This window comes from Aeromicrobium sp., from assembly GCF_049587115.1.
Classification (GTDB): domain Bacteria; phylum Actinomycetota; class Actinomycetes; order Propionibacteriales; family Nocardioidaceae; genus Aeromicrobium.
In genome coordinates this window covers 15481-27815 of record NZ_JBAVDI010000047.1, presented here as the reverse complement: position 1 = coordinate 27815, position 12335 = coordinate 15481, and the positions used below count along the sequence as shown (strand labels likewise).

General features: G+C 67.0%; 11 protein-coding genes. 2 read left to right on the top strand and 9 right to left on the bottom strand.

What is annotated here, in order from left to right; translation table 11 throughout:
- From WB461_RS04800 to WB461_RS04770, 7 genes are all read right to left on the bottom strand, one after another.
- The coding region (locus WB461_RS04800) for an alanine--tRNA ligase-related protein (protein WP_423851578.1) at positions 1-777 on the bottom strand (777 nt) is incomplete at its 3' end.
- Positions 777-1049 carry a DUF6167 family protein gene (locus tag WB461_RS04795; RefSeq protein ID WP_423851577.1) on the bottom strand — a complete coding sequence of 91 codons (273 nt, stop codon included), beginning with the start codon at positions 1047-1049 and terminating at the stop codon, positions 777-779. The genes WB461_RS04795 and WB461_RS04800, both read right to left, overlap by 1 nt.
- A complete protein-coding gene (locus WB461_RS04790) occupies positions 1046-1498 on the bottom strand; it encodes a hypothetical protein (protein ID WP_423851576.1) in 453 nt (150 codons plus the stop codon). The genes WB461_RS04795 and WB461_RS04790 overlap by 4 nt, the downstream gene beginning before the upstream one ends.
- 18 nt (positions 1499-1516) lie before the next feature.
- Positions 1517-2881, bottom strand: coding sequence for a replication-associated recombination protein A (locus WB461_RS04785; RefSeq protein WP_423851575.1), 1365 nt, complete (start codon positions 2879-2881; stop codon positions 1517-1519).
- A 140-nt stretch (positions 2882-3021) separates the two neighbouring features.
- On the bottom strand, positions 3022-4815 hold the full coding sequence (gene aspS / locus WB461_RS04780; RefSeq protein WP_423851574.1) for an aspartate--tRNA ligase: 1794 nt from the start codon (positions 4813-4815) through the stop codon (positions 3022-3024).
- Positions 4812-6140 (bottom strand): histidine--tRNA ligase, encoded by a 1329-nt coding sequence (gene hisS / locus WB461_RS04775; protein WP_423851573.1) that lies wholly within the window; start codon positions 6138-6140, stop codon positions 4812-4814. Before hisS ends, aspS begins: the two co-directional genes overlap by 4 nt.
- Complete coding sequence (locus WB461_RS04770) at positions 6137-6832, bottom strand: MBL fold metallo-hydrolase (RefSeq protein ID WP_423851572.1); 696 nt, start codon at positions 6830-6832, stop codon at positions 6137-6139. The genes hisS and WB461_RS04770 overlap by 4 nt, the downstream gene beginning before the upstream one ends.
- A 63-nt stretch (positions 6833-6895) precedes the next feature.
- On the opposite strand from WB461_RS04770, the gene WB461_RS04765 reads away from it, so the two are divergent.
- Together WB461_RS04765 and WB461_RS04760 are read left to right on the top strand one after the other, a co-directional pair.
- On the top strand, positions 6896-8131 hold the full coding sequence (locus WB461_RS04765; RefSeq protein WP_423851571.1) for a DUF349 domain-containing protein: 1236 nt from the start codon (positions 6896-6898) through the stop codon (positions 8129-8131).
- A 152-nt stretch (positions 8132-8283) separates the two neighbouring features.
- Positions 8284-9213 carry a type IV toxin-antitoxin system AbiEi family antitoxin gene (locus WB461_RS04760; RefSeq protein WP_423851570.1) on the top strand — a complete coding sequence of 310 codons (930 nt, stop codon included), beginning with the start codon at positions 8284-8286 and terminating at the stop codon, positions 9211-9213.
- Positions 9214-9245: 32 nt separating this feature from the next.
- Here the strand turns inward: WB461_RS04760 and WB461_RS04755 are convergent, their stop codons facing one another.
- Complete coding sequence (locus WB461_RS04755; protein ID WP_423851569.1) at positions 9246-11546, bottom strand: RelA/SpoT family protein; 2301 nt, start codon at positions 11544-11546, stop codon at positions 9246-9248.
- A 174-nt stretch (positions 11547-11720) separates the two neighbouring features.
- Positions 11721-12254, bottom strand: a complete 534-nt coding sequence (locus WB461_RS04750; protein ID WP_423851568.1) for an adenine phosphoribosyltransferase — start codon at positions 12252-12254, stop codon at positions 11721-11723.
- Between the last annotated feature and the right edge of the window lie 81 nt (positions 12255-12335).

Genomic DNA, 12335 nt, shown 5'->3' with positions numbered 1-12335 from the left:
CTTCTCGATGACCGGAAAGACCTCGTCGATCTCGTAGAGGTTGGTCTTGTCCTGCAGCAGGTACGCGACTCGCTCGAGGCCCATGCCGGTATCGATGTTCTTGTTCGGCAGGTCGCCGATGACGTCGAACTGGTCCTTGGCCCGGACGTTGGTGATCTCCTCCTGCATGAACACCAGGTTCCAGATCTCCAGGAAACGGTCCTCGTCCACCACGGGCCCACCGTCGGGGCCGAATTCGGGTCCGCGGTCGACGTAGATCTCACTGGCGGGCCCGCCCGGCCCGGCGACACCCATGTGCCAGTAGTTGTCGAGCAGCCCACGGCTCTGGATCCGCTCGTCGGGCAGGCCTGCGACCCGCTTCCAGAGCTGCCTGGCCTCGTCGTCGGAGTGCAGCACCGTGACCCAGATCGTCTCGGGGTCGAAACCCAGGCCGCCATCGGCCACGGAGCCGGTGATCAGCTGCCAGGCGTGGGTGATGGCGCCTTCCTTGAAGTAGTCGCCGAACGAGAAGTTGCCGTTCATCTGGAAGAACGTGCCGTGCCGAGTGGTCTTGCCGACCTCCTCGATGTCCTGCGTGCGCACGCACTTCTGGACCGAGGTGGCACGATCCCACGGCGGGGTCTCCTGCCCCAGGAAGTAGGGCTTGAACGGCACCATTCCGGCGTTCACGAACAGCAGGTTGGGATCGTCGAACAGCAGCGGTGCCGAGGGCACGACGGTGTGGCCGGCGTTCTCGAAGTAGTCGAGGAATCGGCGGCGGATCTCCGCGGTCTGCATCAGGTTCGGTCCTTGTCGGTGCGCTCGGCCTGGAGGCGGAGCAGGTCGGGGTGGTCCAGTGTGGCGCCGGAGAGCTGGTGGACGATCTCGTGCTCCCGGGTGTTCATGCCAGCTCGCACCTCGGCACTGAAGGCCCGCCAGCCGGACCCGAGGGCCGCGGCCTGGTCGATCAGTCCCGGCGCAGAGAGCCGGTAGGCCGCTCGACGGGCCTTGGACGTGGCATAGACACCGGCTGCGGAGCCGGCAACGAACCAGACCATGCGGGTCCTCATGAGCTGAGCCACTGGTCGGAAGGTTGGGTGGATCGGCCCGCTCGGACTGCGCGTCGCCCGGCCTGCAGCCGTTCGCGACGGCGGCGGCGATACTCGCGGCGCATCAGAGCGGATACCCGGTCACGGCTCTCGGCGCGCAGGGCATGCGCCACGCCATGAGCGAGCACCGACAGTCGGACTCCCGGGCGGCCGAGGGCGGTGTTGACGACCTGCAGCTCCGAGGGTGGAACGATCAGCCGTCCCTCGACGACCCGGGGCTCGGTCTCCCCCACGGACTCGCGGGGCTCGACGCGGGCGATCTCGGTCGACGCCTGCAGCGGTGGAGCAGGCGCGACCGAAGTTTCGGCCGCCGGCGGCCGTCCCGCTGCCCGGACGGCAACGATCGCAGCACATAACGCCACGACCGCGAGCAACGCCGTCGCGACGAGGATCACCACGTCCGCTGACATGAGGACGAGCCTAACGCCTCAACGATCGCGGAGGATCGCCCGGATCCGCGCCAGACGCTCGGCGATCGCCGCCTCGGCCCCGTGCTCGCCGGGCTCGTAGTACGTTGCGCCGTCGACCTCGTCGGGCGCGTACTGCTGGCTCACGACGCCCCGCGGATCGCTGTGCGCATAGAGGTAGTCGTGACCATGCCCGAGCTTCTTGGCACCTGAGTAGTGCGCATCGCGCAGCGCGGGTGGCACAGCTCCGACCTTGCCGGCGCGCACGTCGGCGATCGCGGCATCGATGGCCTTGTACGCAGCATTCGACTTGGGCGCCGTGGCGAGCGCGATGACCGCCTGGGACAAGGTGATGCGCGCTTCGGGGAAACCGATCATCGCGACCGCCTGGGCCGCCGCGACCGCCGTCGTCAGCGCCGTCGGATCGGCCAGGCCGATGTCCTCGCTCGCGGAGATCATGAGGCGCCGAGCGATGAATCGCGGATCCTCACCTGCCTCGATCATCCGGGCGAGGTAGTGCAGCGCGGCGTCGACGTCGGATCCGCGGATCGACTTGATGAATGCGCTGGTGACGTCGTAGTGCTGATCGCCCTGCCGGTCGTAGCGGACGGCGGCCTTGTCGACCGCGAGCGCAGCGTCCTCGACATCGACCTGCGCCTTGCCCTGGCTCGTGGCGGCGCCTGCGGCGGCTTCGAGGTAGGTCAGCACACGGCGACCGTCACCCCCCGCCAGTCGGACCAGATGACTCCTGGCCTCCTCGGTCAGCGTGACCATTCCTCCAAGGCCCCGCTCGTCGACGAGCGCCCGGTCGAGAATCACGCCGATGTCGTCGTCGGTGAGCGACTCCAGGGTCAGCAGCAACGAGCGCGAGAGCAACGGGGAGATGACGCTGAAGTGCGGATTCTCGGTGGTCGCGGCCACCAGGGACACCCAGCGGTTCTCGACCCCCGGCAGCAGCGCATCCTGCTGGGACTTGCTGAAGCGGTGCACCTCGTCGACGAACAGGACTGTCTCGACGCCACTTTGCGACAGCGCACGACGGGCACCGACGATCGTCTCGCGAACCTCCTTGACCCCGGCCGAGACCGCGGAGACCTCGACGAAACGGCGGTCGGTGTGCGCGCTCAGCAGGCTCGCGATCGTCGTCTTTCCGGTGCCGGGCGGGCCCCACAGCAGGATCGTCAGTGGCTGGTTGCCGTCGATCATCTGACGCAGCGGAGAGCCGGGTGCCAACAGGTGCTGCTGGCCCACGAGCTCGTCGAGCGACCGCGGCCGCATGCGCACGGCCAACGGGGCGTTCGCGGCGGTGTTGCCGCTCAAGCTGCCGCCACCCGGAGTCGCCGGAAGCGATGCATCAGGCAGGTCGAACAGGCCGTCGGAGGACATGCCCCGACCCTAGTCGCCGAGGGGCGGGAAGTTCTCGGCAGAACCCCGGAGGCCTCCATCCGACGCCCATGCCCCGCGTCGACCTGCCTGCCGGGCCGCAGGGAGCGATGCGGCTCGTCAGACGAGATGATGGCCGCGCGTCAGCTTTTTGGGCTCTCCTCCGAGTCAGGGGACTCGGCCCTGGGCATCTTCGGCTTGGCGTCGACTCCGGCATCCCTGCGCTGCTCGGGTGTGATGGGCGCCGGCGCGGCGGTCAGCGGATCGAAGCCGCCTCCGGACTTCGGGAAAGCGATGACGTCGCGAATCGAGTCACTACCGCTGAGCATCGCGCAGATGCGATCCATTCCGACCGCGATGCCGCCGTGCGGTGGCGCGCCGAACGTGAAGGCGTCGAGCAGGAAGCCGAACTTCTCCTGCGCCTCGTCCTCCTCGATGCCCATGACGGCGAAGACCCGCTTCTGGATGTCCTCGCGGTGGATTCGGATCGACCCGCCGCCGAGCTCGCTGCCGTTGCAGACGATGTCGTACGCGTAGGCGAGAGCCGATCCGGGATCGGTGTCGAAGGTCTCCATGTCCTGGGGCGAGGTGAAGGCATGGTGGACCGCGGTCCAGGCGCCTGCACCGACCGCGACGTCACCGGAGGCGATGGCGTCACCGGACGGCTCGAACAGCGGCGCGTCGACGATCCAGACGAACTCCCATGCGCTCGTGTCGATCAGGTCGCAGCGCTGGCCGATCTCGAGGCGGGCCGCACCCAGCAGCCCACGCGTGGCCTTGGTCGTGCCAGCACCGAAGAACACGCAGTCTCCTGGCTCGGCGCCGACGAACTCGGCCAGGCCCGCGCGCTCCGCCTCGGAAAGGTTCTTGGCGACAGGTCCGCCGAGCTCACCGTCCTCCTGCACCAGCACGTACGCAAGCCCCTTGGCGCCGCGCTGCTTGGCCCATTCCTGCCAGGCGTCGAGCTGGCGGCGGGCCTGCGACGCGCCACCGGGCATCACGACGGCGCCGACGTACTCGGCCTGGAACACCCGGAACGGGGTGTCCTTGAAGTAGTCCGTGCACTCCACGAGCTCCTGGCCCATGCGCAGATCGGGCTTGTCCGAGCCGAACCGACGCATCGCCTCGGCATAGGTCATGTGCGGAATCGGAAGTGGGACGTCATGATCGACCAGTGCCCACATGGCCTTGATGATCTGTTCCATCAGGTCGATCACATCGGCCTGGTCGACGAAGCTCATCTCGATGTCGAGCTGGGTGAACTCCGGCTGGCGATCTGCACGGAAATCCTCGTCGCGGTAGCAGCGCGCGATCTGGTAGTACCGCTCCATGCCACCGACCATGAGCAGCTGCTTGAACAGCTGCGGACTCTGCGGCAGGGCATACCAGCTGCCGGGCTTCAGGCGCGCCGGCACGAGGAAGTCACGGGCGCCCTCGGGCGTCGAGCGGGTCAGCGTCGGAGTCTCGATCTCCACGAAGTCGCGGTCGCCGAGGACCTCCCGTGCGGCCGCGTTGACCTTGCTGCGCAGGCGGATCGCGGCGGCCGGGCCGGAGCGGCGCAAGTCCAGGTAGCGGTACTTGAGCCGCGCTTCCTCACCGACATCGACGTGATCGTCGATCGGGAACGGCAAAGGGGCCGCCGCGCTCAAGATCTCGACGTCGTCGGCGATGACCTCGATGTCACCTGTGGGAATGCCTGCGTTCTGGTTGCCCTCGGGCCGCTGCTGGACCGTGCCGACGATCTTGAGGCAGTACTCGGCCCGCAGCTGGTGTGCGACCTCCTCGCGAACGACCACCTGCACGACGCCCGAGGACTCGCGCAGGTCGATGAACGCGACGCCACCGTGATCTCGCCGCCGAGCCACCCAGCCTGCGAGCGTGATCTGCTGGCCGATGTGTTCGGCGCGCAGACTTCCGGCGTCATGGGTGCGGATCACGTGTTCTGCTCCTTGATTCGAGGCTTGAGGTCGTCGGCGGGCGGGGCCCAGGTGTTCGGATCGGCGTCATTCTGCTCGCCGACACGGATGTCTCGCACCTGGTGCGCGCCATCGGTCTGGGGCGATGCGGGGAACCAGACATACGGTATGCCCCGACGCTCGGCGTACCGAATCTGCTTGCCGAACTTCTGCGCCGTTGCGGCGACCTCGGTCGGTATGCCACGCGCTCGCAGGGCTGAGGCCACCTCGACGCTTGCCGAGCGGGACTCCTCGTCGACCAGGGCGACCAAAACGCTGCTCGGGACGGATCGGTCGGCGATGAGGCCATCGGCAATCAGTGGCACCAGCAGCCGTGAGACTCCGAGCGAGATGCCAACGCCCGGATAGGTGCTCCTGCCGTCGCTCGCGAGCTGGTCGTAGCGCCCGCCCGAACAGATCGAACCGAGGTGCTCGTAGCCTGCCATCCGGGTCTCGAAGACCGTCCCGGTGTAGTAGTCGAGGCCGCGGGCGATGCGGAGGTCTGCGACCACGTCGACGCCATCGGCCCCAGCAGCGCCGATCACGACCTGGCGAAGCTCCTCGAGGCCCTCGTCCAGCATCGGATCCTCGACTCCGAGCGCACGAACGGCCGCTACGAACCCCTCGCCGTTCGAGCGGATCTCGGCCAGCGCGAGGCAGTGCGACGCCTGCTCTGACGTCAGTCCTGCATCACTTTGGAGCAGCTCGGCGATCTTGTCCGCGGGCACCTTGTCGAGCTTGTCGACGATCGGCATGACAGTGGTCGGCTCGGCGATGCCGAGGCCGCGGTAGAAGCCCTCGAGGATCTTGCGGTTGCTGATCTGGAGCGTCAGCTGCGGCACGGGCAGACCGGACAGGGCCTCGGCCATGACCTGCGCGATCTCGACGTCGAAGTGGAACGCGAGCTCGTCCTTCGCGACGATGTCGATGTCTGCCTGGGTGAATTCCCGGAAGCGGCCCTGCTGCGGCCGCTCACCGCGCCAGACCTTCTGGATCTGGTAGCGCCGGAACGGGAACTCCAGCTTGCCGGCGTTCTCCAGGACGTACCGGGCGAACGGGACCGTGAGGTCGAAGTGCAGAGCCAACACATCCGAGCTCTGGTCCTCTGTCGCATGGAGGCGCCTGACGGTGTAGACCTCCTTGTCGATCTCACCCTTGCGCAGCAGCTGGTCCACCGTCTCGACCGCGCGGGTCTCGAGCGAGGCGAAGCCGTGCAGCTCGAAGACCGAGCGGAGGTGGTCCAGCACGATGAGCTCGACGTTGCGCTCGGCGGGCAGGAACTCGGGGAATCCACTCAGCTTGGTCATGCGATGACCTCGGCAAGGAACGGGTTGGTCTCGCGCTCGCGGCCGATCGAGGTCTGTCCGCCATGACCGGGCAGCACCACGATGTCGTCGGCGAGTGGCAGGACGCGGTCGCGCAGACTGTCGAGCATCTGCGGGTGTGAGCCACCGGTCAGATCAGTGCGGCCGATGGAACCGGCGAACAGGAAGTCACCCGAAAACATGATCTGCGAGACATCCTCGGGACCGTCGTAGTCCACCCGGTAGAAGACCGTGCCCGGAGTGTGCCCGGGCACGTGATCGACCTGGAAGGTCAGGCCGCCGACCTCGATCCTTGCCTCATCGACTGCATCGCGGACGTCGGCGGGCTCGACGAAGTCCGGCACATCGGTCATGCCCAGCTGGGCTCGCAGCATCCCGGCCGACTCGTTGGAGATCGCCGCCATCGGGTCGCTCAGCAGGTGGCGGTCGGCGGGATGGATCCAGACCGGACAGTCGTATTCACGGGCGACATCCTGGGCGCACCACATGTGGTCGAAGTGACCGTGGGTGATCAGCACCGCGGCTGGCCTGAGGTTGTGCTCGGAGACGACCGAGCGAATGCCGTCCATGGCCTCCATGCCCGGGTCGACGATCGCGCAGTCGGCACCTGGACCGCGGGACACGAAATAGCAGTTCGCCTGCAGAGGACCGGCCGGAAATGACGTGAGAAGCACGTGCCACAGGCTACGCGAGACGCGCCGACACCCCAGAGGCTGGCCGACCATAGACTGTGGCCCATGAGTTCTGCGCCGACGAATCCCTGGGGCCGTGTCGACGACGAGGGCAACGTCTACGTCCGCACCGCCGAGGGCGAACGGCTGATCGGCCAGTGGCCGGGAGGCGATCCGGCCGAAGCCATGTCGTTGTACGTCCGTCGGTTCGAAGGACTCGAGGTCGAGGTCGACCTCCTGGAGAAGCGGCTCGAGGGCGGGGCGCTGTCCCCCGACGACGCCGGCAAGGTCATGACCAAGGTCCGTGCGCAGATCACCGACGCCCAGGCGCTCGGTGACCTGGACTCGCTGCTCACCCGGCTCGATGCGCTGCAACCCACGATCGACAAGCACCGCGAGCAGCGCAAGGTCGAGCGCGCCGCCAAGGTCGCCGACGCACAGTTCGAGAAAGCCCGTATCGCCGAGCTGGCCGAGAAGATCGCCACCGGCACCGACTGGAAGGCCGGCGCCGACAAGCTGCGTGCCCTGCTGGATGAGTGGAAGGCCCTCCCCCGGCTCAGCAAGTCCGCGGACGACGAGCTGTGGCACAGGTTCAGCACGGCCCGCACGGCGTACACGCGCCGACGCAAGTCTCACTTCAGCGAGCAGTCCACGCTGCGCGACGCCGCAAAGGTCATCAAGGAGAAGCTCATCGTGGAGGCCGAAGCGCTGTCGACCTCGACCGAGTGGGGGCCGACCGCCGGCAAGTACCGCGACCTGATGACGGAGTGGAAGAAGGCCGGATCGGCGCCGCGCAACGTCGAGGACAAGCTCTGGAAGCGGTTCCGGAGCGCCCAGGACGCGTTCTTCGAGGCTCGGGACGAAGCGAACAAGCTGCTCGACGCCGAGTACGAGGTCAATGCCGAAAAGAAGCTCGAGATCCTTGCCGAGGCCGAGAAGCTGCTGCCGATCACGAACGCCGATGTCGCCCGCAAGGCCTGGCTCGACATCGCAGATCGTTGGGAGGAGGCCGGCAAGGTGCCACGCGCCAAGATGGGCGACTTCGAGGCACGGATCCGCAAGATCGAGCAGGCCGTCCGTGACGCCAACGAGACGAAGTGGAAGAAGACGGACCCGGAGAAGTCGGCTCGCGCCGACGACATGATCGGCAAGCTGCAGCGCGCGATCGACGATGTGGCCGAGAAGATCACCGCCGCCGAGTCCAAGGGTGATGCGAAGAAGGTCAAGGACCTGCAGGCCGAGCTTGCCTCCAAGCAGGCATTCCTCGAGATGGCGCAGAAGGCTCAGGCCGACTTCTCCTAACCCCCCCCCCCCGCTGAGGGGTCACTTTCCGTCCGCTGAGGGGTCACTTTGGGGCGACTCGCGGGTCACTTCTGGTCTGTTGACGGGTCGCGACTGGCTTCCTGTGGACGAGCGTGTCGACGCGGCAGATCGGACCGGGTTGCATCTCGTGCATGTCCGATCTCATCCATGACGGAATGCCGTTCACGAGCGCGATGGCGCCAATGCTGGGCCTCACCCCGGGTCGACTGCGACGACACCTGGCCGAACGACTCGTTCGTCGAGAGTTTCGTGATGTCTACGTCGATGCTCGCGTGCCCGACTCGCGTAACGGCCGGCTCCGTGCCATCGCACTCGTCGCGCCCCGCAACGCGGTTGCGTGTGACGAAACCGCTGCATGGCTCCACGGGCTAGACGTGTTCGCTCCCGGCAGGCGCCACAACTTCGTTCCGGCCTTGGTCACCCGACACGGTGCCGGCCGCGTCCGTCACCACGGCACGATGGGTCGGCAGGCGATCATCGGGTCGGACGCCATCGACTACGCGGGGGGCATTCACCTGACCACTCCCACCCGCACCGCGTCGGATCTGCTGCGCAAGATGTATCGCCCGTATGCCCTCGCTGCCGCCGACGCCTTCGCCCACGCAGGGCTCGTCGATCCCGATGAACTGATTCAGTACGTCGCTCGGCTGAAGGGTTTTCGGGGCATCGTCCAGGCGCGGAGCCTCGCCGCGCTCGTCGAGGCGCGCACGCAGTCAGCGGGTGAGTCCTGGCAGCGGCTACGCATACTCGACGCGGGCTTCCCACCGCCTGATCCGCAGCACGAAGTGATCGACGAGTTTGGACGTCCCTTCTACATCGATCTTCCCTACCCCGAGCTGCTTGTCGGGACGGAGTTCGACGGTCGCGAGTTCCACACAGACGAGATGCACCGCGCGCACGACCGCGAACGTCGCGACTACCTCACGGACGTGTATGGGTGGCGATGGGTCATCGGCAACCGGCAGCGAATATTCGGCGACGACACATCATTCGAGTACGAATTGGGCGAGCTTCTCGGGATCAAACCGCTCTCGCGATGGTGGGGAACCGGCCGTAACTGACCCGCCGCAAGGCAAAAAGTGACCCGTCAGCGTTATTGGGTGAGGCGGTAGACGTCGAAGACGCCCTCGACGGTACGGACGGCGGACAGCACGTGACCAAGATGCTTGGGATCGGCCATCTCGAAGGTGAACTTGGACTTGGCCACACGGTCGCGTCCGGTCGACAGGGAGGCCGAGAGGATGTTGACGTGCTGGTCGGAGATGACCCGCGTGATGTCGCTGAGCAACCGCGGGCGATCGAGCCCCTCGACCTGCACCGCGACGAGGAACGTGCTGGTTCCGGTCGGCGCCCAGTGCACCGGGACGAGCCGCTCGGGCTGGCTGCGAAGAGCCAGCAGGTTGGCGCAGTCGGTGCGGTGGACTGAGATACCGTCGGCTCGGGTCACGAAGCCTTGGATCTGGTCGCCCGGCACGGGAGTGCAGCACCGCGCCAGCTTGACCATGACGTCACCGTCGACCCCGTCGACCACGACGCCGGCATCCCGATTCTGGTTGCGCGGAAGTCGGTCGCCCACGCCCGGCAGTCGGGTTGCCTCGGCCAGGTCCTCCTGGGCGCCCTCTCGGCCCCCGGCGAGATCGATGACCCTCTCGACGACGTTCTGAGCACCAGCATTTCCTTCACCCACCGAGGCGTAGAGCGTCGACACGTCCGCCAGATGCAGCTCCTTGGCGACCGCATCGAGCGTCTCGTGCCGGAACAACCGGTGGAGCGGGAGGCCCTCCTTGCGCATCTGCTTGGCGATCTGGTCCTTGCCCCGCTCGATGGCCTCTTCTCGCCGTTCCTTGGTGAACCACTGCCGGATCTTGTTGCGGGCGCGGGGGCTCGCCACGAACTCCAGCCAGTCGCGGCTCGGGCCGGCGTCCGGCGACTTCGAGGTGAACACCTCGACGACGTCACCGCTCTCGAGCTCGGACTCCAGCGACACGAGACGACCGTTGACGCGGGCGCCGATACACGCATGCCCGACCTCGGTGTGCACGGCGTACGCGAAGTCGACCGGGGTCGACTTGGTCGGCAGCTGGATCAGGTCGCCGCGCGGCGTGTACGCATACACACCCGCATTGCTGATCTCGAACCGCAGCGAGTCCAGGAAGTCGACCGAGTCTGAGGTCTCGGACTGCCAGTCCAGCAGCTCCCGCAGCCACAGCATGTCGTTGTTGTCGGGCGCCTTGCCGGACTTGGTGGCGGTGGCGTCTTCCTTGTACTTCCAGTGCGCGGCGACACCGTACTCGGCGCGACGGTGCATCGCCTTGGTGCGGATCTGCAGCTCGACCGGCTTGCCCTGCGGGCCGATCACGGTCGTGTGCAGCGACTGGTACATGTTGAACTTCGGGACCGAGATGTAGTCCTTGAACCGCCCGGGGATCGGATTCCAGCGGGCGTGCAGCACGCCGAGCACGCCGTAGCAGTCCGCGATCGAGTCGACCAGGATCCGCACGCCGACGAGGTCGAAGATGTCGGTGAACTCGCGACCACCGACCAGCATCTTCTGGTAGATCGAGTAGTAGTGCTTGGGTCGGCCGGACACCGTCGCCTTGAGCTTGACGTGACGCAGGTCGGACTCGACGTCCTCGACGACCCGCTCGAGGAACTGTTCGCGCGAGGGCGCGCGGTCGGCGACCAGCCGCACGATCTCGTCGTAGACCTTGGGGTGCAGGGTCGCGAAGCCGAGATCCTCCAGCTCCCACTTGATCGTGTTCATACCAAGTCGGTGCGCCAGCGGAGCGAAGATCTCGATCGTCTCGCGGGCGATCCGCTCTTGCTTGTCCTGCCGGAGATAGCGCAGCGTCCGCATGTTGTGCAGGCGATCGGCGAGCTTGATGACCAGCACACGGATGTCCCGGCTCATCGCCACGACCATCTTGCGGATCGTCTCGGACTGCGCTGAGTCGCCGTACTTGACCTTGTCGAGCTTGGTCACGCCGTCGACGAGCTGGCGGACCTCGTCGCCGAAGTCGGCGCTCAGCTCCTCGAGCGTGTACGCGGTGTCCTCCACCGTGTCGTGCAGCAGCGCAGCGCACAACGTCGGCGCGGTCATGCCCAGCTCGGCGAGGATCGTGGCGACTGCCAACGGGTGGGTGATGTACGGATCGCCACTCTTGCGCTGCTGACCCTCGTGCATCCGTTCGGCGATCGCGTACGCCTTCTGGATCGCGGCGATCTCGCCCTTGGGGTGGGTGGCCCGGTAGACCTTGATCAGCGGGTCGAGCACCGCGTCGGAGGATCCCGACTTGCCGCCGATGCGCGCCAACCGGGTACGAACGCGGGCAGAAGCGGGCGCCGAGTCGGTGCCCTTCGGCTCGGTCGGCGGTGCTTCGGTGCGCTCAGCCACGGATACTCCTCACTGTGCCCACCATGGTATGCCAGCGGGGCACGCGGGAGAGGTGCGTCAGGTGAGCAGCCCGTCAATCAGGGTTGCCGCTGCGCCGAGGACGAGGATCGCAACGAGCACGAGCGCAACCATACGGACCTGGTGGGGGTTCATGAATCTCGATTCTGGTGGGGATCAGTAGGAGCGCAGGGCTTCGCAGCCAAGCGGTTCGAGCCGGTCGGAACCGCCCAGAGCGAGTAGCTCGATCAGGACGAGGTTGCCAGCGACCGTGGCGCCGGCCTGCAGGACGAGATCAGCGGCGGCGAGCATCGTGCCGCCGGTGGCGAGGACGTCGTCCACGACGAGCACGCGCGCGCCCGGCGGCAGTGCGTCGACGTGCATCTCCAGGACGGCTGAGCCGTACTCGAGATCGTACGAGGTCGACAGTGAGTCAGCCGGTAGCTTGCCGGCCTTGCGTACCGGGACGAATCCGGCACCCAGACGAAGGGCGATGCTCGGCCCGAAGAGGAAACCACGTGCTTCGATGCCCAGCACCGTGTCGATCGGGCCCATCGACTCGGCCAGCTCGACCAACCCGTCGATCGTTGCCGCCAGTGCCGCCGCGTCCGCCAGCAGTGGGGTGATGTCGCGGAAGGTCACCCCGGGCTGCGGCCAGTCCTCGATCGGCCGAACCAGTCGGTCGATCGTCTCGGTCAGCTGTTGGCTCATGCCCCGACCTCGGTCGCGGCTTGCTGGCGGTCGCGCACGTGCTCTCCTCAAGATGGTGTGGAACGGCTGTCGATCGCGACA